Here is a 24,345-nt window from a genome sequence, read left to right on the forward strand (position 1 = left end):
CACTGAAATTTTTATTCAAGCCCCTTTTGAGGCTCGTCAGGGTGCCTAAGACTGCCGCACTTTCGCTTTTCACGCCAGTCGCAGATGCTCGAAAGGGCCCAGTCACTGCACCCAGCGCTGCAGAATCTGCTGCAGATCATTGCGTTTGAATGGCTTGGCCAGGTAATCGTTCATGCCCGCCGACAGGCAGTTTTCCCGATCGCCCTGCAACGCATTGGCGGTGAGGGCGATGATGGGCACATGGCCGCAGCCGGGCAGGCGGCGGATCTGTCGGGTTGCCTCGTAACCGTCGATGAGCGGCAAGCGGCAATCCATCAGGATCGCCTCGAAACGGCTGTCGCCGGCACTGCGCACCGCCTGCACGCCGTCGGTGGCGACGCTGACGGTAAAGCCCAGGCTGCGCAACATCGCTTCGATCACCGTCTGGTTGACCGGGTTGTCCTCGACCAGCAGCACATTGCGCCCTTCGCCGTGACCGTCGCCGTTCAGCGTGCGCGGTGCCGCCAGCGCAGGGAGTGCCTGCTTATATAAAGCCAGAGGAATTTCCAGGGTGAATACCGATCCGCGACCTTCTTCACTCTGGGCGCGCAAGGTGCCGCCCATCCGCTCGGCGAGAGTGCGGGCAATCGGCAGGCCCAGGCCGGTGCCGCCATAACGACGGGAAATCGAACTGTCGGCCTGCTGGAACGCGTTGAACATCAGTTCCAGGCTCTGCGGCGAAATGCCGATGCCGCTGTCACGCACCGCGCAGGTGAACCACAGCAATTCGTGATCCAGCGACTGCCACTGCGCCTCGATGCTGACGCGCCCCTGTTCGGTGAACTTCAAGGCATTGCCGACCAGGTTGACCAGAATCTGCCGGATTCGTGTCGGATCGCCTTGTACCTGCAAGTCGCGCATGTCTTCGGGGATTCGCAGTTCCAGGGCCAGCCCGCGTTGTGCGGCGCTGTGCTGGAACGACTGGGCGCAGGCGCCGATCAGGTCGGCGAGGTTGAACGGAATGTGCTCCAGTTCCAGTTCCGAACGCTCGATGCGCGAGAAATCCAGAATGTCGTTGATCACCTTGAGCAAATGCTCGGTGGACTCGGAAGCCAGCGCCGCGTACTCGACCTGTTCCTCGGTCATTTCGGTGGTTTCGAGCAATTGCAGCATGCCCAGCACGCCGTTCATCGGGGTGCGCAGTTCATGGCTCATCATCGCCAGGAAATCCGATTTGGCGTTGTTGGCCTTTTCCGCCTCCTCGCGGGTCTGGATCAGTTGCGCCATCGCCTGATGCTGCTCGCGGCTGGCCTGTTCCAGCGCCTGGGCCAGATTGTTGATGTGTTGCGAAAGGGCGCCCAGCTCGGTGTCATCGACAATCGGCAGCGGGGTTTTGTAGTCGCCGTCCTGAATTGCCTTGACCGCATTGCCGATATCACGGATCGGCTGCGACAGGCTTCCGGCCAGTCGCCGCGCCAGAACAAACGTGAACAGCAGGGCGAACAACGCCAGAATTGCGGCCTTGAGCAAAATTTCCTGTTGGCGCTGACTGAAGGCGTCGTTGGACAGACCGACGATCACCCGGCCCAGATAATCCTCGCTGGCCACGCCGGGGCTGCTTTTGCCGTCCTGAAAGAAATCGTTGTGCAGGGCGATGCGTTGCAGCCGCACCGGCGCCTGGAACACTTCGACCTGATGCGGGCGGTTGTGCGCATCCGCCGGCTGTTCGACGTAGGCCAGAATCCGGTTGGCGCTGTCCTGCACTTCCAGAAATCGCACATTCGGCGTGGCCAGCGTGGCCTTGAGCAGGCTTTCCAGCACCTCGTTGTTGCCGGAAATCACCCCGTATTCGGTGGCGGGTGCGAGTTGGTTGGCGATCAGTTGGCCGGTGTGGTTCAGCTCCTGACGCAAATCCTGAATGCGCACGAAGGTGAAAAAGCTGATCAGCAGCAAGGTCAGCAACAGCGCAGGGCCCAGGCTGATCAACTGGGTGCGGGTGTTGATGTCCCAACGGCGGAAAATCATGGGCGGCGCTCTCCTTCGGCCAGCTCTGCGGCGACAGACGCTTCATTGATCGGTTCTATCCCTAGGGAACGAGCCACCTGCGCATTACTTGAGACTTTAAAACGCTCGGGGTAGAGCGTGCGCGGCCAGGTGGCCGGTGGCCGGTCCAGCAACTCGTCGAGGACTGCCAGCCAGTCGTTCTGATCGCTGTAGGTACTGGCCAGGCTGCCGGCACGGACGAAAGCGACATTCGGCCCGACCAGCGCCAGTTGCCGAGAGTAACTGCTGAGCAACAGGTTCTTCGCGGTTTTCGGGTTGTACAGGTCAGGGTCGTCAAGGCCCAGCAACACGTCGCTGTTTTTCAGCACAGTCTGCAAGGGGCGGCTGTCGTGGGTGTTGTCCCAGCGCTGCGGGACGATTTGCAGATTCAGCGGCTGGGCCGCCGATTGCAGCTCCTTGAGCAGGAACTCGCTGTGCTGATCGAACAGCACGCCGACGCGCCCGGCCTGGGGCAGAATCCGGCGGATCAGTTGCAACTGACGACTCAGCGGCGGATCGGCCCACAGCAGGCTCAAGTGGGGTGGCTGCATGTCGCCGAAGCGTTGCCGGGCCTGCAAGCGGCTGATGCGCAGGACCAGAGTCGCCGGGCCCTGGCTTTCCTGCATGCGCCAATCGAGGCTCGGCAAATCGAGCAGAATCAGGCGCAGACTCGACGGCAACTTGCCCGGCGCCGGCAGGCTCGCCAGTGGCTGGAAATGCACGCGGTCGGTGGGGCGCAGTTCGCTCAGGGCCTGGACGAACGATTGCACGCCGGGGCTTTCCTCGGCGCCGGTCAGCAGAATATCGGCCGCCTGCACCGCCACGCCATGCAGCCACGCTGTCAGGAACAGACAAAGCCCGGCCAGCCATTGGCCGAGCGTTGGCATCTTCCGTGACATGGCGTAACGCATCTAGAACTCCAGCTCGGCGCTGAAATACACCACCCGGCGTTCGTCGTAATTGTTATCGACGAAGGTGGTCGGCTCATGGTCCAGGCGTTGTTGCAGCACACCGGCCAGTTGCAGTTGGGCCTTGCCCAAGGCGATGCGTTTGGCGATGCGCGTGTCGACCCGCTCGAAACGGTAACCGTTGAGCGCGTTGTCAGCATAGTAGAAGAGGGCGCTGTTCCAGCCCTGGCCCCAATCGCGCAGCCAGCCCGCCGAGCCGCTGTTGCGCGCGGTGAATTGCTGATCCAGCGGATTGCTCGCCTCGGCGTCGACGAAGGCATACGTCAGGCGCAAGCGGTCGGCCGCACTCAGGCGCCAGTCCATTTGCGTTTCGGTGCCGCGAAAGCGCGAATCGTTGGCGTTGCTGGCGATGTACTGATTGTTGCGCAGCGGCTCGCTGATCATCCCGGTGATTTCGTCGTAGAACAGCTTCACGTCCAGCGCCAGCCCCCACTCCGGGAAATAGCCGTTGTAGCCCAGTTCCCGCGAGCGCATGTGTTCCTGGTCCAGATCACCGGGGCCCCGGGTCTTGACGAAGTAGCGGGCCGAAGACTGGCCATAGGCGGCGGGCCGCAGGTTGGTCACCTGATAACTCCAGTTGACGTTGTTCTCGAACATGTCCGGCGAGCGGATGGCTTCCGAATACACCGCGCGCAGGCTGTGTCGCGGGTTGAACAGGTAGTTGACCGCAAACCGGGGCGTCAGCGAACTGCCGATCAATTGCGTGTCTTCGAACATGGCGCCGCCCTGCAACAGCCAGTGTTCGCTGGCGCGCCATTCCAGTTGGCCGAAGGCGCGCCAAGTGGTGTCGTCGAGCGTGCCGTTGAAATAGGTCTCGGAATCGGCCCGGTCGTAACGATAGTTCAGGCCGCTGACCAGACGCAGGCTGTCGGACAGGCTGAGGGTGTCCTGCAATTCCAGGTCGTAACGCGATTCCCGGGCACTCTGGTCGATGTCGCCGCACAGGGTCTGGCGCGCGCCGTTGCGCCACTGGTCCAGCACCTGATTGGCCAGGGCCATTTCCTGCGGTGTGCCGGCGGGTGCGCCGGGGCCGGTGAACAGCGTCATGTTGCGCGCCAGGCGTTCGGTGTAGTTCGGGTTGAGTTGCCACAGCTCCGTCAATTGCGGGCTGAACGACACTTCGGCGTCACAGGCACGCCAGGTCTGCTGACGGTCCCAGTGTTGCGCAGAACCTTGCACGTAAAGGCTGTGATCGGGATTGAGGTCGAGATTCCAGCGCACCGAGCCGGCGTAGTCCTTGGCAACCACGTCGGAATTGTTCCCGGCAGCGGTAATCCCGGAGAACACCGGTCGGTAGGTATAAGGCCGCTGATTGGTCCCGTCCTTGGCGTTGACCTGCCAGTCCAGGCTCTGGTTGTCGCCCAGGGTCTGGCTGACCGCGAGGCTTAAGCGGTTCAAGCGGCGGTTGTCGCGGTAATCGGCGCCGGTGCGATCGCTGTCAAAACCGTCGTCTTCCAGACCGGACAGCGACAGACGCAGATCGCCGCCATTCCAGCCGGTGCTCTGGCTGGCATAGAAGTCGTTGATGCCGCGCTGGCCGCGTGTCAGCTTCAGCCGCGTGCCGTGGCTGTCCGCCGGGTTGCGGGTGATGATGTTGACCACCGCCATCAGCGCATTGGCGCCGTAGCTGACGGTGTTCGGGCCGCGAAAGACTTCGATCCGCTCGATGTCTTCCATGGCCACCGGGATGTCGCTCCAGTCCACGGTCGCGAGTCCGGCGCGATACACCGAGCGGCCGTCGATCAGCACCTGCATGCGGCGGGCTTCAGTGGCGTTGGTTCCGTGATAATTCACCACGGCCTGATTGCCGCTGATGCTGCCGACCATCATCCCCGGCACCAGGCGCAGCAGTTCGCTGATGTCCCGGGCGCCGCTGGCGCTGATCAGTTCGCTGTCGAGCACCGTCATGCTGCCCGGGACTTCCGCCGGCGACTGCTTCAGGCGGGTGGCGGTCAGGATCTGTGGCAAGGCCTCACTGTCGACAAACAGGTCATCCGCCAACAGCACCGGGCTGAACAGCAGCGCCAGCAGCAGGGACGAACGCGGTGAAGGGGGGCCAGAAAACACGACGCAGCCTTGATGGCAGAGAATTGGCGCGCATGTTAACCGAGGGCGACGACTTTTCCAGTCACGTTGCAGGCATTTTCCTCGGTTTTATTGGTCTTCTTCCTATAAGTGCGGGTAATTGACGCCGGGGCTGTCCGAGAGGGGGACGCTCCGTATAATGCCGGCATCGCCACTGGTATGGATTAACGGATTACATATGACTGAACAGCGCCCGATTGCGGTCCTGGGAGGCGGAAGTTTCGGTACCGCCGTGGCCAATCTGTTGGCCGAGAACGGCCATCAAGTCCGGCAGTGGATGCGTGACCCCGAGCAGGCCGAGGCCATCCGGGTCAAACGCGAGAACCCGCGTTACCTCAAAGGCATCAAGATTCTGCCCGGCGTGACCCCGGTCACCGACCTGCAGGAAACCCTCGACGCCTGCGATTTGTGTTTCGTGGCATTGCCGTCCAGCGCGCTGCGCACAGTGTTGGCGCCGCATGCCGAACGCCTGAGCGGCAAGATGCTGGTCAGCCTGACCAAAGGCATCGAAGCCCACACCTTCAAACTGATGAGCCAGATTCTCGAAGAGATCGCCCCGAAGGCGCGCATCGGCGTGCTGTCCGGGCCGAACCTGGCACGGGAAATCGCCGAGCACGCGCTGACCGCCACTGTGGTCGCCAGTGAAGACGAAGAACTGTGCAAAGCCGTGCAGGCCGCGTTGCATGGCCGTACTTTCCGCGTCTACGCCAGCGCCGACCGATTCGGCGTGGAACTGGGCGGGGCGCTGAAAAACGTCTACGCGATCATCGCCGGCATGGCGGTGGCGCTGCAGATGGGCGAGAACACCAAGAGCATGCTGATCACTCGCGCCCTGGCCGAGATGACCCGGTTTGCGGTGAATCAAGGCGCCAACCCGATGACCTTCCTCGGTCTGGCCGGGGTCGGCGATCTGATCGTCACTTGCTCGTCGCCGAAAAGCCGCAACTATCAGGTCGGTTTCGCTCTTGGTCAGGGCTTGAGCCTCGACGAAGCGGTGTCGCGTCTCGGTGAAGTGGCCGAAGGGGTCAACACCCTGAAAGTGCTCAAGGCCAAGGCCCAGGAGGTTGGCGTGTACATGCCGCTGGTCGCCGGACTGCATGCAATCCTGTTCGAAGGGCGCACGCTTGAGCAGGTGATCGGTCTTCTGATGCGAGGCGAGCCGAAAACCGACGTCGACTTTATTTCCACCAGTGGTTTCAACTGATTCAGCAGGGAGCAGGGCATGAACGATCCGAAAACCGAAGCCAAATATGAATCCATCCTCCTGCGGGCGTTGTGGATGATCATCTACGTGCTGGTCTGGCAGGTAGCGCAGTTCATCCTCGGCGCGGTGGTGCTGGTGCAGTTGATCTATCGTTTGATCTATGGCGCCCCGAGCGCCAGCCTGATGAATTTCGGCGACAGCCTGAGCCAGTTTCTGGCGCAGATCGGTCGTTTCGGCAGCTTCCACAGCGACCAGAAACCCTGGCCGTTCGCCGACTGGCCGGCGCCGCGTACTCCGGAAGGTGAGGCGCCACACGTTGTCGCGCCGGCACCGCATCCGGCCCGGGATGAGGAACCCAAGCTATGAAACTCTGGGTATTGCGTCACGGTGAGGCCGAGCCCTACGGCTCACGCCCCGACTCCGAGCGGGAACTGACCGCCCACGGTCGCAAGGAAGTGTTGAGCAGCGCAGCCCGCTTGATGGGCCAGCCGCTGACCGCCATCTATGCCAGCCCGTACCTGCGGGCACAGCAGACGGCGCAACTGGTGCGCGAAGCCCTGGGCTTTGAGCCGGAGATCCGCACCGTCGAGTGGTTGACCCCGGAAGTTGACCCGGACCGCGTGGCCGAGCAACTGGTTTCGGTGAGCAACGTTTTGTTGGTCAGCCACAATCCGCTGGTGGGAAATCTGCTCAGCTACCTGCAACACGGTGCCGGCTATCCGCCGGAAAAAGTCAGCACCGCCGGGCTGGCCGAGCTCGAACACAGCGAGTTGCTGATCGGTTCGATGAAGCTGAACAGTCTTAAACATCCCTGAAATTTTTTGTACGAAATAGTCAACCAAGCACTTGCTTGGTTGACTACGCTTGCTCCAGACCAAAAAACAGGAGCGAGTCGAATGTCTTCTGCCTTCCGTTTGCCGCTGGACGTGTTTTACGAACGCGAGGCCCGGCACCCGCGTCAGCGTTTTCTGGTGCAGCCGATCGGCGGCGGGCAGGTCGAAATCCTGACCTGGGCCGACGTTGGCTATCAGGCCCGCTGCGCCGCGCACTGGTTGCGATCCCGGGAGTTGCCGCCAGGCAGCCATATCGCCCTGATCTCGAAAAACTGCGCGCACTGGATCATCGCCGACCTGGCGATCTGGATGGCCGGGCATGTCTCGGTACCGCTCTATCCGAACCTCACCGCCGAATCCGTGAATCAGGTGCTCACCCACTCCGAAAGCGTGCTGGCGTTCATCGGCAAGCTTGATGACTGGCCGGGCATGTCAGCGGGTGTACCGGCCGGTCTGACAACAGTCAGCCTGCCGCTGCATCCGCCGGGCACGTTCGATTTCAACTGGGACGATGTGCAGCGCAGCTCGCCGATCCAGGACGATCCGCGTCCCGCCGCCGAGCAATTGGCGACGATCATTTACACCTCCGGCACCACCGGCCTGCCCAAGGGTGTGATGCACAGCTTTGCCAACCTCGGGTTCGCGACGACGCGCGGCACGCAGCTGTTCGGTCTCAATGAGAACGACCGGCTGCTGTCGTATCTGCCGCTGTGTCATGTTGCCGAGCGGATGTTCGTCGAACTGGCGTCGATCTATACCGGGCAGACGGTGTTTTTCGCCGAGAACCTCGATACCTTCCTCGCCGATCTCAAGCGGGCGCGGCCGACGGCGATGTTCGGTGTGCCGCGGATCTGGACCAAATTCCAGATGGGCGTCTACAGCAAGATCCCGGCGAAACGCCTGGATTTCCTGCTCGGTCTGCCCTTCATCGGCAAGCGGATAGGCCATAAGGTGTTGGCCGGGTTAGGGCTGGATGCCCTGCGCGTGGCGCTGTCCGGTGCGGCGCCGGTGCCGCTGACCTTGTTGCGCTGGTATCAGAAACTCGGGCTCGACGTGCTGGAGGTCTACGGCATGACCGAAAGCTGCGGTTATTCGCACATCTGCCTGCCGGGGCAATACAAGGAAGGCTGGATCGGTCGGCCGTGTCCTGACGTGGAAGTGCGTATCGATGAGTCCGGCGAAGTGCAGGTGCGCAGCCAGGCGAACATGCTCGGCTATTTCAGGGAGCCGCAGAAAACCGCCGAAACCCTCACCGAAGGCGGTTTCCTGCGCACCGGCGACAAAGGCGAACAGGACGCCGAAGGGCGTTTGCGCCTGACCGGGCGGCTCAAGGAAATCTTCAAGACCAGCAAGGGCAAATACGTCGCTCCGGCGCCGATCGAAAATCGGCTGGCGGTGCATTCGCGGATCGAACAGGTCTGCGTGGTCGGCGATGGCCTGAGTGCGCCGCTGGGGTTGTGCGTACTCTCGGCCGTGGGCCGGCAAGAGCCCCGCGCACCGCTGCATTCGAGCCTGGAAAAACTGCTGGAGGAAGTCAACGCCGTACTCGACAAGCACGAGCGCCTGCGCCGGCTGGTGGTGGTCAAGGACAGTTGGGCGGTGGAGAACGGCTTTCTCACGCCGACCCTGAAAATCAAACGCAACATCATCGAAGACACCTACGGAGCACGTTTCGAAGAATGGAGCGAGCGCAGTGAGACGGTGCTGTGGCAGGATTGAGCGTCGATCAAAACAACAAAGGAAGCCTGCGATGACCTTGTGGCGCACCACTCCGAACATCGAGCAGTTGAACGCAATCCAGAAAAACACCATCGGCGAAGTGCTGGACATTCGCTTCGAGTCCTTCGACGAGGAGTCGCTGACGGCCAGCATGGTCATCGACCATCGCACCCATCAGCCTTACGGCCTGCTGCACGGTGGCGCCTCGGTGGTGCTGGCCGAGACCGTCGGCTCGATGGCCAGCTACCTGTGCATCGATGCCAGCAAGTTCTATTGCGTGGGGCTGGAAATCAACGCCAACCACTTGCGTGGCCTGCGCAGCGGTCGGGTGACGGCGGTGGCCAGACCGATTCACATTGGCCGCACCACCCATGTCTGGGACATCCGCCTGACCAGCGATGAAGGCAAGGCCAGTTGTGTGTCGCGTCTGACCATGGCGGTGGTGCCGCTGGGAGAACAACCGCCGGCGCGTTGATGGCTCAAGCGTCATAGCCCTGACCGGACTGTCATCATTCCTGGCAGTTACGGTCATTGCTGTAGGACGTGGTCTTACGGACAATCAACGCCTGTTTTCCGCTCATGGATTTGCCGGTATGTCGCAACCGATCTTCTTCGCCCACGCCAACGGTTTCCCTTCGGGTACCTACGGCAAACTGTTCGCGGCGCTGGCGCCCGAGTACCGGGTCGCGCATCTGGAACAACACGCCCATGACCCGCGTTTCCCGGCGGGTGACAACTGGTACCACCTGGTCGACGAACTCATCCATCATCTTCAACAGCAAGATGAACCGGTGTGGGGCGTGGGCCATTCCTTCGGCGGCATGCTGCATTTGCACGCCGCACTGCGTTGCCCGGAACTGTATCGGGGTGTGGTGATGCTCGACTCGCCGGTGCTGACCCGCACCGATCAATGGGTGATCCGCGCCGCCAAACGCTTTGGTTTCATCGACAAACTGACCCCGGCCGGCCGCACGTTGGGGCGCCGCGAAGAGTTTGCCGATCTGGACAGCGCCCGTGGTTATTTCGCCGGCAAGACCTTGTTCCGCAGCTTTGATCCGGAATGCTTCGATGCTTATCTGCAGCACGGTCTGCACAAGGTCGGCGACAAGCTGCGCCTGCGCTTCGATCCTGCGACCGAGATCAGCATTTATCGCGGCGTGCCGCACACCAGTCCTGCTCATACCCGGCAATTGAAGGTGCCGCTGGCAGTGGTGCGTGGACACAAGAGCCGGGTGGTGATGAACCATCACACCCGGTTTGTCGGGCGTCTGCCTCAGGGCGAGGCGCTGACCGTGCCCGGTGGGCACATGTTTCCCCTTGAACGCCCGCAGGATACGGCGTTGCTGCTGAAAAGCCTGTTCACCCGATGGGAAGGTCGCCAGCAAAAGGATTGCGCATGAACCCCGCCGTCGAAGAAGTGCGCCTGAGCCTGCCGCATATCGAACTGGCGGCGCACCTGTTCGGCCCGGAAGACGGGTTGCCGGTGATCGCCCTGCACGGCTGGCTGGACAACGCCAACAGCTTCGCGCGCCTGGCGCCCAAGCTTAAAGGCCTGCGCATCGTGGCACTGGACATGGCCGGTCACGGGCACTCCGGGCATCGCCCGATTGGTGCCGGTTACGCACTTTGGGATTACGCCCATGACGTGCTGCAGGTGGCCGAGCAACTGGGCTGGAAACGTTTCGGCCTGCTCGGGCATTCCATGGGCGCGATCGTTTCGCTGGTGCTGGCCGGCTCGTTGCCCGAACGCATCACCCATCTGGCGCTGATCGACGGGGTGATTCCTCCTACCGACAAAGGCGAAAATGCCGCCGAGCGCATGGGCATGGCCTTACAGGCACAGCTCGATCTTCGGGAAAAGCGCAAACCGGTCTACAACACCCTCGACCGGGCCATCGAAGCACGGATGAAAGGGCTGGTGGCGGTCAGTCGCGAAGCCGCCGAACTGCTGGCGCAACGCGGCCTGATGCCGGTGCCCGGCGGTTACACCTGGCGCACCGACAACCGCCTGACCTTGCCGTCGCCGTTGCGTCTGACCCAGGAACAGGCGATGGCGTTCGTGCAGCGCATTGCCTGTCCCGCGCAATTGGTGGTCGCCGCCGACGGCATGCTGGCCCGACATCCGGAGCTGCTGGAGCGTCTACCCTTTGACCGGGAGCAGCTGCCGGGCGGGCATCACCTGCACCTGAACGATGAGGCCGGGGCCGAGCTTGTCGCAGACTGTTTCAATCGGTTCTTCGCCATTCCTTGACTTGCTCCCGGCAACTGTCGAGGCTGGGCGGGTTGAAATGGGAGACAACCAAGATGGATTTCTACACCGCTGCGACTTCGAACTGCCCTCAAGGCACCCAGGCCATGTCCCTGCGATGAGCCTGTCCATGCGATCTATCAGTCTGCTGGCGCTGTGCTGTTTCAGTCCCTTTCCATTCGCTGCCGACCTGCCGGGCAGTCAGGATCTGCCGATCGTGCCGCGTGTGGCCGATGCGCAGATCGTCGACTATCGCCCTGCCGCAGAGCTGGAGCGGATCTACCCGCTCGGCTCGATCCGCAAGATCAGCGGCCAGTTGCGTTTCGACGGTCAGGTCAGCGCCCGGGGGCAAACCACCTCGGTGACCTACGAGTTGCCGCCGGAACATTCCGCCACCGAAGCTTTCACTCTCGCTCGCGAAGCCCTGCAAAAGCAGGATGCCCAACTGTTGTTCTGGTGCCAGGCCCGGGATTGCGGCGAGAGCAGCCTGTGGGCCAACGAGGTGTTCGGCAACGCCAAACTGTACGGTGCCGACGAGCAGCAGGCCTATCTGCTGCTGAGGCTCGCGGCGCCGCGCGACAACACGCTGGTGGCGCTTTACAGCATCACTCGCGGCAATCGCAAAGCCTATCTGCACGTTGAACAGTTCCAGGCGCTGGCACCGCTCGGTGACCTGCTGCCGACCTCGGCCACGCTGCTGCGGGAGTTGAAAAGCACTGGCGAACTGGATTTTCCGAAGCTGGTTGGCGATCCGGATGATACCTGGCTGCGTTTGCTGTCCCGTGGTCTGAACCTCGACACCACCTTGCGGGTCACGGTGTCCGGGCCGAAAGCCGAGGCCTGGCGGCAGGCGTTGATCGGGCAGGGCGTGCGTGCCGCGCGAATGGAAACCGGCAGTGTCGATGGCGAAGGTCTGCGCATCGATCTGTTGCGGTAGGTGTATCGGGCGGGCACGCGCCGCGTGTTCGCCTACTCTTTGGATGAATGTTTTTTTCGAGACCTCGCATGCTCAATAACGATCGCCTGTTGGTGCAGATCCTGTTGCTGGTGCTGTTCGGCGCCAGCCTGTGGGTGATGGCGCCGTTCTGGTCGGCGCTGTTCTGGGGCGCGGTGCTGGCGTTTGCCAGTTGGCCGCTGATGCGTCTGCTGACCCGCTGGCTCAGTGGCCGGGAATCCCTCGCGGCCCTGTTGCTGACCATGGGCTGGATGTTGCTGGTGGCGGGGCCGCTGGTGTGGCTCGGCTTTAACCTGGCCGATCACGTGCGTGATGCCACGGCGTTCATCAAGGATGTGCAGGTCGATGGATTGCCCGAGGCACCGAGCTGGCTGGGCGGCGTGCCGCTGGTGGGTGAACGGCTGGTGGGAATCTGGAACAGCATCGATCAGCAGGGCGCGGCCCTGATGGTGACGGTCAAACCTTATCTGGGGCAGGTCGGCAACTGGTTGCTGGCGCGCAGTGCGCAGATCGGCAGCGGAATTCTCGAGCTGACCCTGAGCATTGTTTTCGTGTTCTTTTTCTACCGTGACGGACCGCGATTGGCGGCGTTCGTGCACAGTCTGCTGCAGCGCCTTATCGGTGATCGGGCCGGTTACTACATCGATCTGGTGGCCGGTACGGTGCAGCGGGTGGTCAACGGGGTGATCGGTACGGCGGCGGCACAAGCGATACTGGCGCTGATCGGGTTCCTGATTGCCGGGGTGCCGGGGGCGCTGGTGCTGGGGATCGTGACGTTCCTGCTCAGTCTGATTCCGATGGGGCCGCCGCTGGTATGGATTCCGGCCACGGCGTGGCTGGCCTGGAAGGGTGAGTACGGAATGGCGGTGTTTCTCGGGATCTGGGGGACGTTCGTCATCAGTGGCGTGGATAACGTGCTCAAACCGTATCTGATCAGCCGTGGCGGGAATCTGCCGTTGGTGATTGTGTTGCTTGGGGTGTTTGGCGGGTTGATTGCATTTGGCTTTATCGGCTTGTTTATCGGGCCTACGCTTTTGGCGGTCGCTTATAGTTTGTTGACGGATTGGAGCAAGAGTCAGGCTCGGGTCGACGATCGGCGTTGATGGTGAGCCTTGGCGGCCGTTCACTCGCCCCGGCGTTCGGCCCTCGCTGGCTCGGGTTCCTTCGCTCCGACGTCCCTCCGGGGGGCATCGACGTTGTCGATGAGTCCGGCTTCGCCAAACGGCACTGCGTGCCAATCCCCGGATGAACACCTCCACTCAGCCTTCCGAAGGGGCGGGCGGATCAAGATCAAGAGCGCTGTCGAGCTGACGCTCATCCTGTTTTTTGGATTACCTCACGTCGCCACATTCAAATACTTGCCCACCGATGCGGTGTTTTCGAGCGAGTACTGCTTGCTCAGGTTGGCGATCATGCGGTTCAGCGCTTCGGTAGTGGTTTGGTTACTGCTGGCGGTTTCTTCGTCGCTTGGGTGTTCGCGAGCTGCATGCAGTGCAGCTTTCAGTTCGTCGCTGCTGACGCCACCGCTGCTGTCGCTGTCCAGCACCTTGAGCAGGGCGGCAGCGGTGTCGGTGTTGTTCGAGGCGGTGCCGTCGCTGACCTGCAACGCGCTGTTCAGTTCGGTGGCGGTCACCGTGCCGTCGCCGTCAGCATCGAGTTGGCTGAACAGTTCGTCGCTGGAGGCTTGAGGGGGCGGTGGTGGCGGTGGGGCCATGGCGGTCATTTCTTCGGCGCTGAGGCTGCCGCTGGCGTCGCTGTCCAGATCGCCGAATTGTTGGTTCAGGCTGACCAGCAGGCCGTCGTTGGACTGTTGCGACAGGGCGCTGCCCAGTTCGTCCTGATCCACCGCGCCGTCGCCGTTGCTGTCGAGTTTGGCGAACAGTTCCTTTTGCAGTTGCTGGCTGCGGGCGTTTTGCGTGGAGGTGCTGCTGGTGCTGGTATAGCTCGTGTAGTTGCTGACGCTACCGATCATCGGGCTCACTCCTTGGACTGGAAAACCGGTGGGTGTACCGGCTTATGCAGCCTCCAGTCGCAACGTGTCGTGGGTATGTGAGGTTTGTACCGGTCGGTACACAGTCAGGCGCAGTGGCGAGGCAGTTGGATCACGGCGGTCAGGCCGCCGCCGGGTGTTTCTGCCAGGGTCAGTTGTCCGCCCTGGCGCTGCGCCGCTTCCCGGGCGATGGTCATGCCCAGGCCGACGCCGCCGGAGTTGCGGTTGCGTGAGCCTTCGAGGCGGAAGAACGGTTCGAATACGGCTTCACGCTTGTCCGCCGCGATGCCCGGGCCATGGTCGATGACGTGGATCAGCAATTGTTCGCGCTGGTCTTGCAGTTCGATGAGCGCGTGGCCGGCATAGCGCAGGGCGTTGTCCATCAGGTTGTTGATGCATGAGCGCAGTGCCATCGGCTGCACCTGCAAGGGTGCGCAATGGCCGCTGACCTGCACGTCCGCGCCTTGATCCTGGGCGTTTTCGCAGAGGGATTCGACCAGCGCCTGCACGTCCATCAGTTGCAAGGCTTCGCTGGTGCGCTGTTCGTGCAGGTAGGTGAGGGTGGCGTCGAGCATGCCGATCATGTCGTCCAGGTCCTGGCGCATCTGGCCTTGCAGTTTGTCGTCGTTGATGTTTTCCAGGCGCAGTTTCAGCCGCGACAGCGGGGTGCGCAGGTCGTGAGAGACGGCGCCGAGCATCCGCGCCCGCTGCTGCACCTGTTCGCGGATGCGCTGCTGCATCAAGTTGAACGTGTGCGCAGCCTGCCGTGCTTCCCGGGGGCCGGTTTCGTCCAGCGGCGGGCTGTCGAGGTCTTCACTCAGGCGTTCGGCTGCATCGCTCAGGCGCTGGATAGGCCGGGTCAGCAGTTTGGCGCCGTACCAGGCGGCGATGATCAGCGAGATGAACTGAAAAGTCAGCGGCACGATCGGCCCGCCGAACCAGGGGCGCGGCGGGCGGGGCGGGTAGCGCGGATCCTGTGGCGGCTGTTTGCTGTCGAGGCTTTCCGAGAACTCCGGCGGCGGTGGCGGTGGTGGCGGGCCGTAGAGGCGGAACCAGGCGAAGGCCAGCAAATGCGCCAGGACGATCGCCACCAACAGCACGCCGAACAGGCGGCCGAACAGCGTGTCGAAGCGCGCCCGCATCAGCCGATGTCTCGTGCGTCGAACAGGTAGCCTTCACCGCGTACGGTCTTGATCAGTTGCGGGGCTTTGGGGTCATCGCCGAGTTTTTGCCGCAGACGCGAGACCAGCAGGTCGATACTGCGGTCGAAGGCTTCGATCGAGCGACCTCGGGCAGCGTCCAGCAACTGTTCGCGGCTGAGGACCCGGCGCGGACGTTCGATGAACACCCAGAGCAGGCGGAATTCGGCGTTGGACAGCGGCACCACCAGACCATCGTCAGCGATGAGCTGGCGCAGGACGCTGTTCAGGCGCCAGTTGTCGAAGCGGATGTTCGCACGCTGTTCGGTGCGGTCGTCGCGTACCCGACGCAGAATCGTCTGGATCCGCGCCACCAGTTCCCGAGGTTCGAACGGCTTGGCCATGTAGTCATCGGCACCCAGTTCCAGGCCGATGATCCGGTCGGTGGGTTCGCAGCGGGCGGTGAGCATCAGGATCGGGATGTCCGACTCCGCGCGCAGCCAGCGGCACAGCGACAAACCGTCTTCGCCGGGCAGCATCAGGTCGAGCACCACCACGTCGAAGTGTTCGGCCTGCATCGCCTGGCGCATCGCCGCTCCGTCGGTGACGCCGCTGGCGTGAATGTTGAAGCGGGCCAGGTAGTCGATCATCAGTTCGCGGATCGGCACGTCATCGTCGACGATCAGGGCACGAATGTTCCAGCGCTTGTCGTCTTTCTGCTCGTCGTTAACGGAGACTTGGGAGTTGTGCATGAGGCTGTTCATCTGCCAGTAGGCCGCCAACCACAAAGATAGGCTGCGAGGTTGTGGTTTCAGCATAGGCGTCCGGCCGTGAGGCGGGAAGGGCTGCTGTAAGGACTTGTTGCGGCTGGCGAGGCTAGCGCGGGCGCATGTTGCCGGCGTGTCGGTTGTGTATCGGCTTCGACACAATATCCTGCAGGGCTATGCTGATCACGGTTGGCGCGACGATTTACCGATCATCGGGTGCCGCGCCGTCGCCGGTTCCGCTACAATGCGCGCCGATTTCGACTTGCCTGAGAGCCCACCCATGTCCGCCTGCCAGACTCCTATCATCGTCGCCCTGGATTTCCCCACCCGTGACGCCGCACTGAAGCTGGCCGACCAGTTGGACCCGAAGCTGTGCCGGGTCAAAGTGGGCAAGGAATTGTTCACCAGTTGCGCGGCGGAAATCGTCGGCACCCTGCGTGACAAGGGTTTTGAAGTATTCCTGGACCTGAAATTCCACGACATTCCCAACACCACGGCGATGGCGGTCAAGGCCGCTGCCGAGATGGGCGTGTGGATGGTCAACGTTCACTGCTCCGGTGGCCTGCGCATGATGGCGGCCTGCCGTGAAGAGCTGGACAAGCGCAGCGGCCCGCAGCCATTGCTGATCGGCGTGACCGTGCTGACCAGCATGGAACGTGAGGATCTGGCCGGTATCGGTCTGGACATCGAGCCGCAGGAGCAGGTGCTGCGTCTGGCGGCACTGGCCGAGAAGGCCGGGATGGACGGTCTGGTGTGCTCGGCGCTGGAAGCCACTGCGCTGAAAACCGCGCACCCGTCGCTGCAACTGGTGACCCCGGGGATTCGCCCGGCGGGCAGCGCCCAGGACGATCAGCGTCGCATCCTGACTCCACGTCAGGCCCTGGATGCGGGTTCCGACTATCTGGTTATCGGCCGTCCGATCAGCCAGGCGGCAGATCCGGCCAAGGCACTGGCCTCGGTGGTTGCGCAACTGGCCTGAGCGAACAGCTGAAGCATCAAGAAGGGAGCCCAATGGCTCCCTTCCTTGTTTTCAGACCTTCAACACCAGCTTGCCGAAGTTCTCACCGCTGAACAGTTTGCCCAGGGTTTCCGGGAAGGTTTCCAGGCCTTCGACAATGTCTTCCTTGCTCTTGAGCTGACCCTTGGCCATCCAGCCGGCCATCTCCTGGGCGGCGCTGGCGTATTGTGCGGCGTAGTCCATCACCACGAAGCCTTCCATCCGCGCGCGATTGACCAGCAGCGACAGGTAGTTGGCCGGGCCTTTGACCGCTTCCTTGTTGTTGTACTGGCTGATGGCGCCGCAGATCACCACGCGTGCTTTCAGGTTGATACGGCTGAGCACGGCGTCGAGGATGTCGCCGCCGACATTGTCGAAATACACGTCCACGCCTTTCGGGCATTCGCGTTTAAGGCCGGCCAACACGTCTTCGCTCTTGTAGTCGATGGCGCCGTCGAAGCCCAGTTCATCGACCAGAAACTTGCACTTGTCGGCGCCGCCGGCAATCCCGACCACCCGGCAACCCTTGATCTTGGCAATCTGCCCGGCAATGCTGCCGACCGCGCCCGCTGCGCCGGACAACACCACGGTGTCGCCGGCCTTCGGTGCGCCGACATCGAGCAGGGCGAAGTAGGCGGTCATGCCGGTCATGCCCAATGCGGACAGGTAAACCGGCAGCGGTGCCAGTTTCGGATCGACCTTGTAGAAACCTCTTGGCTCGCCGAGGAAATAATCCTGCACGCCAATGGCACCGTTGACGTAGTCGCCAACGGCAAACCCCGGATTGTTTGACGCGATGACTTTGCCTACGCCCAAGGCGCGCATGACTTCGCCCAGACCCACCGGCGGAATGTAGGACTTGCCTTCATTCATCCAGCCGCGCATGGCCGGGTCGAGGGACAGGTATTCGTTCTTGACCAGAATCTGCCCCGCCGCCGGTTCGCCGACCGGTACTTCCTGATAGGTGAAGGTCTCGCGGGTGGCGGCGCCCACCGGGCGTTTGGCGAGCAGGAACTGGCGATTGGTCTGGTTGGTCATGACAGGCACTCGAAATGAATGAAGCCTTGTTGATAGACCTTCATGCGCGATGTCGCAAGGTTGGCTCACGGGGCGAATGCAGGCCGATCCAGTACGGTGATAGTCCCCGGCGGGGTTTCATCACTGCGATTCATGCAAGCCTAACCGGCCTTTTGATAGTGCTGACGTCACTCAGGCCCCTGTGGCTATGCTGCCTTCATCAATCCCCCGCATTCGAGGACATAACAATGAGCATGACGTTTTCCGGTCAGGTAGCCGTGGTCACCGGCGCGGCCAACGGCATCGGCCGCGCGACGGCCCAGGCATTCGCCGCCGAAGGTCTGAAAGTGGTGGTGGCCGATCTGGATGCGGCCGGGGGCGAGGGCACCGTGGCGCTGATTCGTACAGCCGGCGGCGAAGCGACTTTCGTGCGCTGCAACGTGACCGTCGAAAGCGAAGTGAAAAATCTGATGGACGAGGTGATCAATACCTACGGCCGTCTCGACTATGCCTTCAACAACGCCGGGATCGAGATCGAGAAGGGCAAACTGGCCGAAGGCTCGATGGATGAGTTCGATGCGATCATGGGCGTCAACGTCAAGGGCGTCTGGCTGTGCATGAAGTATCAGCTGCCGTTGCTGCTGGCCCAGGGCGGCGGGGCGATCGTTAACACTGCGTCGGTGGCTGGGCTGGGCGCTGCGCCGAAGATGAGCATCTACGCGGCTTCCAAGCATGCGGTGATCGGCCTGACCAAGTCCGCCGCCATCGAGTACGCCAAGAAGAAAATCCGCGTCAACGCCGTTTGCCCGGCGGTGATCGATACCGACATGTTCCGCCGCGCCTATGAGGCAGATCCGAAGAAAGGCGAATTCGCCAACGCGATGCACCCGGTCGGGCGCATCGGCAAGGTCGAGGAAATTGCCAGCGCCGTGCTGTACCTGTGCAGCGATGGTGCGGCCTTTACCACCGGCCATTCGCTGGCCGTGGATGGCGGCGTGACCGCCTTCTAAGGCGACATTGACTGATGCTTGAAAGAATCCGCCCTTCGGCGGATTTTTTTTTACTTGGGGAGCGGTTCCGTGAATCCGCTAAACAATGTGTATCAAATGGTGAGAACGGAGGCTTTTGGCGGTTTTGTCGCACAGCCTGAAGGGCGCGGCTGTGATTAACTGCCGCCAGCAAAATGGACAGGAGTTTGCGTGCTCATGGAATTGAGAATTGACCGACTGGCAATGGTGCCGGTCGTACAGCAGATTGTTGACGGATTGATCGAGTGGATCATGCAGGGGCAGCTGCCGCCGATGACGCGTCTGCCCTCCGTGCGAGAGATCGCGCGGTGCAATCTGCTCAGCCAGTCCTGTGTCATGGAGGCTTGCGAGCGGCTGGTGGCGCAAGGGGTTCTGGCCTCGCGTCAGGGCTCGGGTTTCATGGTGGCGGCTTCGTTGCCCGGTTGCTGCAAGGCAATCGATGGCTCAGGGTGCGAGAGGGAGCGCAACGGGGGCGATCCGGCCTCCGGCTGGCGCAGCGGTTTGACGCTGGGAAGTGGCGTGCTGCCGGAGAGTTGGCGCGAGCCCGACGATCTCGGTTATGCGATCCGCGAGGTAACACGGGCCGACATGGCCAGCCTGTTCAACTACAGCACGCCACTGGGCCTGCCGGCGTTGCGCGAGCAGATCGTCAAGCGCCTGGGATTGCTGAGTATCGAGGCTGTCGAGGGGCAGGTGATGACCACCGCTGGCGCCAGCCACGGGCTGGATCTGATCGTGCGCACGTTGTTCAAGGCCGGCGATTGTGTCGTGGTCGAAACTCCCGGTTATGCGCCACTGTTCGATCTCCTGCGCTTGCATGGCGTGCGCATGCTGGAGGTTCGCCGCACGCCGGTCGGTCCGGATGTCGAGGCGCTCGAGGCGTTGCTGCGGCAGTTTCGGCCCACCGCGATGTTCATCAACAGTCATCACCACAATCCTACGGGCAGTTGCCTGTTGCCGGCGGTCGCTCGACGCATCCTCGAATTGAGCAGAATCCATGACCTGCGGCTGATAGAAGATGATGTCTACGCCGACCTGCACAATGGCAGTGGCACTCGCCTGGCTGCGCTGGATGACGAGGGGCGAGTGATTTACCTCGGCAGCTTTTCCAAGACCCTGAGCAGCTCGCTGCGAGTGGGTTTCGTGCTGGCCGATGGTGAGCTGATCGAGCGGATGGCGCGGGTCAAGATGATCAGTTGCATGGGCACCTCGAGGTTCTCTGAGGCGGTGCTGGCCGGGATGCTGGCCAGCGGCGCCTATCGCAAACTGGTGCAGCGCCAGCGTCAGCGCCTCAATACCGATCGTGTGGCGGCCTTGCAGGCCCTGGAAGATGCTGACTGGGAAGTGTTCGGCAAACCCTCGGGCGGGCTGTTCATCTGGGCGCGCGCGCCACGGGCTGGTGAGCAGCATTTGCGCAGGCAAGCGTCGCGCTGCGGGGTGCAGTTGTCTTGTGCAACCTCGTTCAGCCCCAGTGGCGAAGCCTGCGACTGGCAGCGCATCAATGTGGCTTACGCCTGTGATCCACGGGCGCGACAGTTTTTTCGAAGCACGACCGTGGATCGACCTCAAGCGTTCTGAAAACGACGCGTGCGTAGCTTTTTGCCATTATTCCGACGCCAGAGACTTGTGCTGCTTCAAGGCCGTTGCGAATCTTCGGTAACAGACTATGGCAGGGGACTACGCGCAATGATTTCGGCCGTGCAAGGACGTTTTGCCAACCTCGGTATGGCGAAAAAACTGGGTATCGGGTTTGTGCTGGTGTTGTTGCTGACTGCTCTGGTGGCGGCCATTGGCGTCTGGTCACTGCAAACCATCAGTCATCGCTTCGACGGGCTCAAGCAGATGTCATCGCTCAACAGTGGCCTGCTCAAGGTGCGGCTGCTGGAGCAGGATTACGCCTTGCACGGCAATCCGAAAACCGTCGATGCCTTGCACGAGGGTGTCGATGGCCTGATCGCCATGGCCGACCAACTCAAGATTTTGTCGCCGGGCAACGAGTCGGTCATGAGCGACGTTCAACAGTCATTGGGCGCATACCGCAAGGCGTTCGATGAATTCGTCTCGTTGTCCCAGGCCAAGGACCTGGCGCTGGAAATGGCCAGTTGGTCGGTGTCCAGCGTCGCCAACAATCTTGATGTGTTGCAGGCCGGTCTGGCCGACGACGGTGCGTACACGCTGAAAGACAGCGAGGGCAAGGACGGGGCGCAGTTCATCGAGCAGGCTGGGCAGGTCAGCCAGGTCTCACGCTTGATGTTGCAGGCGATGAACGAAGCGCGGGTACGCCTGGATCAAAGCCGCAAGGGTGATGACAGTGCCGGCCAGGGCAATATCGAACAGGCCGCGCAGGCTCAGGCCCAGGCTGAACAGCTCAAAACCACGGTCAAGGACGAAGGCTATCTGACGGTGCTCAATGAGGTCTCCGGACACATTGCCGGTTTCAGTGAAAAGCTTGCCGAGTACACCGGGTTGCTGGCCCAGGAAAAGACCGTCTATCAGCAGTTGCATCAGCGGGCCGACGAAGTCGTGGCGCGGGTCGATCAGGCGTATGTCGCGCAAGACAGCGCGATGCAGGGCGAACTGAAAAAGAATTCGGTGCTGATCATTGGCTCATCGGCGCTGGCGTTGCTGGTCGGGCTGATCGCGGCGTGGGTGATCACCCGCCTGATCGTGGCGCCGTTGCGCAGCGTGATTCACGTGGCGCAACAGATTGCTGCCGGTGATCTGAGTGCAACGATCGAGGTCTCCCGCCGCGACGAAATCGGCCAGTTGATGCTGGCCATGCAGCAGATGGGCGCGGGTTTGAGCACGATTGTCAGCGGATTGCAGGCGGGGATCGAGCAACTGGCCAGTTCGGCACAATCGCTGTCTGCGGTGACCGAACAGACCAACCTTGAGGTCAGCAGCCAGAAAGAGGAAACCGAACAGGTCGCCACGGCGATGAATCAGATGACCGCCACCGTACACGATGTGGCGCGCAATGCAGAAGAGGCGGCGCTTGCGGCGCAGACTGCTGACGGCAAGGTCGAAAGTGGCCAGCAGGTGGTGCGCCAGAGCATGGCGCGGATTGAGCAGTTGGCGGATTCGGCGACGTCGGCCAGTTCGAGCATCGAAAGCCTCAGTGCGGAAATCCAGAATATCGGCACGGTGCTTGAGGTGATCAAGAGTGTTGCCGAGCAGACTAACCTGCTGGCGCTCAACGCGGCGATCGAGGCAGCGCGGGCGGGTGAGCAGGGCAGGGGCTTTGCGGTGGTCGCCGATGAAGTGCGGGCGCTGGCTCGGCGCACTCAGCAGTCGACCGAGGAGATCGAGCGGCTGGTCAGTGCCTTGCGTTCGGCGGCGCATTCATCGGTGCAGCAGATTCAGAGCAGCGGCGAGCTGGTGAAGCTGGCGGTGAGTGATGCGTTGCAGACCGAGAGTGCGTTGGGGAGTATTGCGGCGGCGGTTTCGTTGATTCAGCAGATGAACCAGCAGATTGCGGCGGCGGCCGAGGAGCAGAGTTCGGTGGCGGAGGAGATCAATCGCAGTGTGACGAGTATTCGGGCGAGTGCGGATCAGTCTTCGATTGCCATGCGGGGGAATGCGGCTTCGAGTGTTGAGCTGGCGCAGTTGGGGAGTGAGCTCAAGGGGATGGTGGGGCATTTTCGGCTTTGACCTTGGCGGCCTTCGGGCCGACCAGGTTCCCGTTTTATTGCGTTTATATCCGTTTCTGCGGGTGCTGCTGCTGGCGGTTTCGCCCTTACGGCGAGTCACTTTTTTCAAACGCCAAAAAAGTAACCAAAAACGCTGGGCCCCGGCGTTCGGCACCTCGCTTTGGCTCGGTGTTCCTTCGTTACGGGATTCATCCGGGGGCATCGCCTACGGTTTGCTTCGCTGCACCTCCTCTCGATGCATGCGGCTTCGCCGCACGGTCGCTGCGCTCCCACCCCCGGATAAATCCCTCCACTCAGCCGGCCGATGGGGCCGGTACGTCAAAAGCCTTACTCGAGCTAACGCTCATCGTGGTGAGGAGTGGGTGCGGCTGCTTTTGCTTTCTGTGGGAATGAGCTTGCTCGCGAATGCTGTTTGCCAGTCGGCTGAGGGCTTTCTGGTTTACTCCTGAACTTAAGCCAACAAAAAAGCCACCTCTCGGTGGCTTCTCTCTTTGACTGGACTCAGTCGTAGATCACTTTCTTCTTCCAGTCCGCGTCAGCCTCGACATCTTTGAGGCCGGCGGTCAGTTGGTTTTCTTCGCCTTCGACCGGGGCGATTTTGTCCATGACCTGGGCGTTGGCGCGGGCCAGGAGTTTTTCCAGGTATTGGAGTTGTTCGGCGTAGATTTGCGGGTCCTGCTGTTTGCGCAGGTATTGCACGCCGCGTTCGAAGGCGAGGCGGGCCTGGCCTGGCTGGTTTTGCTGGAGGGCGTGCTGGCCGAGGTTGTTGAAGAACTCGATGTGCAGCAGGACGAGGATGTGGCGTACTTCGCGGATCCAGTGTTTGGCTTCGTTCGGTGGCAGGAAGCCGTCCTGGGCGGCGCGGGTGATCTGACCGTGGAGGGCTTCGAGGAGGAAGCGAACGTCTTTGGCCTTGGCTTCGGTCTGGATCGGGGCCGGCGGGTTGTTGACCGGGATCGATTCGCCCTGGGCGACGAGGGCGCTCAGTTCGGTGATGCGGGCCTTGGTGGTGGCGCTGGTTTTTTCCAGGTTCAGCAGGCGCTGGCAGACATTCAGCTCAAGGCGGGTCAGCAGCAGCTTGAGGGCCGGGGTCATGAACTGGCCGGGGAAGGTTTCGGTCAGTTCGCCGCAGCGGCGCAGGCGGTCGTTGAGTTCGACCTTGGTGCGGGCCTTCTCCAGTTTGGTGTTTTCCACCACATGGTTCATGTAGCCAATGGCGATCAAGATTGCGATCCCGGCTATGACTAGCAGGGTGATCATGAGTGGTGTCACCGGTAAGACCTCTTTATAGGGTTCGCGTGCGAGTGTAGTGGCTTGGCATGGAGGAGCCTAGCGCCGCTCGACGGGTTTGGATCGGCGAAGCTGTTATCTGTATCGGCCAGGGAGCCGCTTATATAAATGCTGGCCCTTGGGGTGCAGATTGCCATCACCTTTGCGGTGGACTATAACGCCTTGGCGAGTGTCGGAATATAGGCGTCAATCGTCGGGCGACGCAAAAGCCGGAAACGGCCGGTAAAGCAGGTCGAAGTCATTGATTTAAATAAATTTATATCTGGGGGTTGACGACCTTTCAATCCATCCATAGAATGCGCGCCACTTGCAGCGTAAAGCACACAGCGAAACGCAGCAGGGAGTGAATGTTGTAGTGTGTCCCCTTCGTCTAGTGGCCTAGGACACCGCCCTTTCACGGCGGTAACAGGGGTTCGAGTCCCCTAGGGGACGC

21 protein-coding genes, 1 tRNA gene and 1 pseudogene are annotated in these 24,345 nt (G+C 61.9%); 15 read left to right on the forward strand and 8 right to left on the reverse strand.

The genetic code is table 11. The annotated features are described in order from the left end of the window. Positions 1-102: 102 nt before the first annotated feature. From MKZ87_RS28350 to MKZ87_RS28360, 3 genes are read right to left on the reverse strand one after another with little or no spacing between them, the layout of a single operon-like run. Complete coding sequence (locus MKZ87_RS28350; RefSeq protein ID WP_085697037.1) at positions 103-2,004, reverse strand: ATP-binding protein; 1,902 nt, start codon at positions 2,002-2,004, stop codon at positions 103-105. Next, complete coding sequence (locus MKZ87_RS28355) at positions 2,001-2,933, reverse strand: ABC transporter substrate-binding protein (protein ID WP_266202208.1); 933 nt, start codon at positions 2,931-2,933, stop codon at positions 2,001-2,003. Before MKZ87_RS28355 ends, MKZ87_RS28350 begins: the two co-directional genes overlap by 4 nt. Further along, positions 2,934-5,057 (reverse strand): TonB-dependent receptor plug domain-containing protein, encoded by a 2,124-nt coding sequence (locus MKZ87_RS28360; protein ID WP_085697035.1) that lies wholly within the window; start codon positions 5,055-5,057, stop codon positions 2,934-2,936. 196 nt (positions 5,058-5,253) lie between these two features. On the opposite strand from MKZ87_RS28360, the gene MKZ87_RS28365 reads away from it, so the two are divergent. From MKZ87_RS28365 to MKZ87_RS28405, 9 genes are all read left to right on the forward strand, one after another. Further along, positions 5,254-6,279 (forward strand): NAD(P)H-dependent glycerol-3-phosphate dehydrogenase, encoded by a 1,026-nt coding sequence (locus MKZ87_RS28365; RefSeq protein ID WP_266202209.1) that lies wholly within the window; start codon positions 5,254-5,256, stop codon positions 6,277-6,279. A gap of 18 nt (positions 6,280-6,297) precedes the next feature. Further along, on the forward strand, positions 6,298-6,645 hold the full coding sequence (locus MKZ87_RS28370; RefSeq protein WP_085697033.1) for a DUF4389 domain-containing protein: 348 nt from the start codon (positions 6,298-6,300) through the stop codon (positions 6,643-6,645). Further along, positions 6,642-7,094 carry a phosphohistidine phosphatase SixA gene (sixA, locus tag MKZ87_RS28375; protein WP_085697032.1) on the forward strand — a complete coding sequence of 151 codons (453 nt, stop codon included), beginning with the start codon at positions 6,642-6,644 and terminating at the stop codon, positions 7,092-7,094. The genes MKZ87_RS28370 and sixA overlap by 4 nt, the downstream gene beginning before the upstream one ends. Positions 7,095-7,175: 81 nt before the next feature. Beyond that, complete coding sequence (locus tag MKZ87_RS28380; RefSeq protein ID WP_266202210.1) at positions 7,176-8,831, forward strand: AMP-binding protein; 1,656 nt, start codon at positions 7,176-7,178, stop codon at positions 8,829-8,831. Between the two features lie 31 nt (positions 8,832-8,862). After that, entirely contained in the window at positions 8,863-9,306 is a 444-nt protein-coding gene (locus tag MKZ87_RS28385) for a hotdog fold thioesterase (RefSeq protein ID WP_025112971.1), read from the forward strand. Between the two features lie 118 nt (positions 9,307-9,424). Continuing rightward, positions 9,425-10,231, forward strand: coding sequence for an alpha/beta fold hydrolase (locus MKZ87_RS28390; RefSeq protein WP_085697030.1), 807 nt, complete (start codon positions 9,425-9,427; stop codon positions 10,229-10,231). Next, complete coding sequence (locus MKZ87_RS28395; RefSeq protein WP_085704777.1) at positions 10,228-11,082, forward strand: alpha/beta hydrolase; 855 nt, start codon at positions 10,228-10,230, stop codon at positions 11,080-11,082. Before MKZ87_RS28390 ends, MKZ87_RS28395 begins: the two co-directional genes overlap by 4 nt. Before the next feature lie 127 nt (positions 11,083-11,209). Continuing rightward, on the forward strand, positions 11,210-12,016 hold the full coding sequence (locus MKZ87_RS28400) for a DUF4892 domain-containing protein (protein ID WP_085697028.1): 807 nt from the start codon (positions 11,210-11,212) through the stop codon (positions 12,014-12,016). Between the two features lie 68 nt (positions 12,017-12,084). Beyond that, entirely contained in the window at positions 12,085-13,137 is a 1,053-nt protein-coding gene (locus MKZ87_RS28405; RefSeq protein ID WP_085697027.1) for an AI-2E family transporter, read from the forward strand. A 233-nt stretch (positions 13,138-13,370) separates the two neighbouring features. On the opposite strand, the gene xopAW is transcribed toward MKZ87_RS28405, so the two are convergent. From xopAW to MKZ87_RS28420, 3 genes are all read right to left on the reverse strand, one after another. Continuing rightward, positions 13,371-14,006 carry a XopAW family type III secretion system calcium-binding effector gene (gene xopAW / locus MKZ87_RS28410; RefSeq protein WP_266202211.1) on the reverse strand — a complete coding sequence of 212 codons (636 nt, stop codon included), beginning with the start codon at positions 14,004-14,006 and terminating at the stop codon, positions 13,371-13,373. 104 nt (positions 14,007-14,110) lie between these two features. Next, positions 14,111-15,166, reverse strand: a complete 1,056-nt coding sequence (locus MKZ87_RS28415; RefSeq protein ID WP_085697025.1) for a sensor histidine kinase — start codon at positions 15,164-15,166, stop codon at positions 14,111-14,113. Then, on the reverse strand, positions 15,166-15,927 hold the full coding sequence (locus MKZ87_RS28420) for a response regulator (RefSeq protein ID WP_371917913.1): 762 nt from the start codon (positions 15,925-15,927) through the stop codon (positions 15,166-15,168). Before MKZ87_RS28420 ends, MKZ87_RS28415 begins: the two co-directional genes overlap by 1 nt. A gap of 283 nt (positions 15,928-16,210) precedes the next feature. Here MKZ87_RS28420 and pyrF point away from each other — a divergent pair, with 283 nt between their 5' ends. Beyond that, positions 16,211-16,909, forward strand: coding sequence for an orotidine-5'-phosphate decarboxylase (pyrF, locus tag MKZ87_RS28425; RefSeq protein WP_170929700.1), 699 nt, complete (start codon positions 16,211-16,213; stop codon positions 16,907-16,909). A 51-nt stretch (positions 16,910-16,960) separates the two neighbouring features. Here the strand turns inward: pyrF and MKZ87_RS28430 are convergent, their stop codons facing one another. Continuing rightward, positions 16,961-17,965, reverse strand: a complete 1,005-nt coding sequence (locus MKZ87_RS28430; protein ID WP_085704775.1) for an NADP-dependent oxidoreductase — start codon at positions 17,963-17,965, stop codon at positions 16,961-16,963. Between the two features lie 227 nt (positions 17,966-18,192). Between MKZ87_RS28430 and MKZ87_RS28435 the strand changes: the two genes are divergently transcribed. The 4 genes and pseudogenes from MKZ87_RS28435 (at position 18,193) to MKZ87_RS29190 (ending at position 22,623) form a co-directional block, all read left to right on the forward strand. Continuing rightward, positions 18,193-18,954: an SDR family oxidoreductase gene (locus MKZ87_RS28435; RefSeq protein WP_007917441.1), complete on the forward strand. Its 762-nt coding sequence runs from the start codon at positions 18,193-18,195 to the stop codon at positions 18,952-18,954. Between the two features lie 195 nt (positions 18,955-19,149). Further along, positions 19,150-20,550: a PLP-dependent aminotransferase family protein gene (locus MKZ87_RS28440; protein ID WP_085704773.1), complete on the forward strand. Its 1,401-nt coding sequence runs from the start codon at positions 19,150-19,152 to the stop codon at positions 20,548-20,550. A gap of 987 nt (positions 20,551-21,537) precedes the next feature. Further along, positions 21,538-21,762, forward strand: a pseudogene (locus MKZ87_RS29185) (HAMP domain-containing protein); the annotation flags it as partial. Beyond that, positions 21,760-22,623: a methyl-accepting chemotaxis protein gene (locus MKZ87_RS29190; RefSeq protein WP_416383559.1), complete on the forward strand. Its 864-nt coding sequence runs from the start codon at positions 21,760-21,762 to the stop codon at positions 22,621-22,623. The pseudogene MKZ87_RS29185 and the gene MKZ87_RS29190, both read left to right, overlap by 3 nt. Positions 22,624-23,123: 500 nt before the next feature. On the opposite strand, the gene MKZ87_RS28450 is transcribed toward MKZ87_RS29190, so the two are convergent. Next, complete coding sequence (locus MKZ87_RS28450; protein ID WP_011335462.1) at positions 23,124-23,882, reverse strand: hypothetical protein; 759 nt, start codon at positions 23,880-23,882, stop codon at positions 23,124-23,126. Between the two features lie 389 nt (positions 23,883-24,271). On the opposite strand from MKZ87_RS28450, the gene MKZ87_RS28455 reads away from it, so the two are divergent. Continuing rightward, positions 24,272-24,344, forward strand: a tRNA-Glu gene (locus tag MKZ87_RS28455). Position 24,345: the final 1 nt, after the last annotated feature.

It is taken from the genome of Pseudomonas sp. MCal1, from assembly GCF_026341415.1.
In the GTDB taxonomy this organism is placed as follows: Bacteria; Pseudomonadota; Gammaproteobacteria; order Pseudomonadales; family Pseudomonadaceae; genus Aquipseudomonas.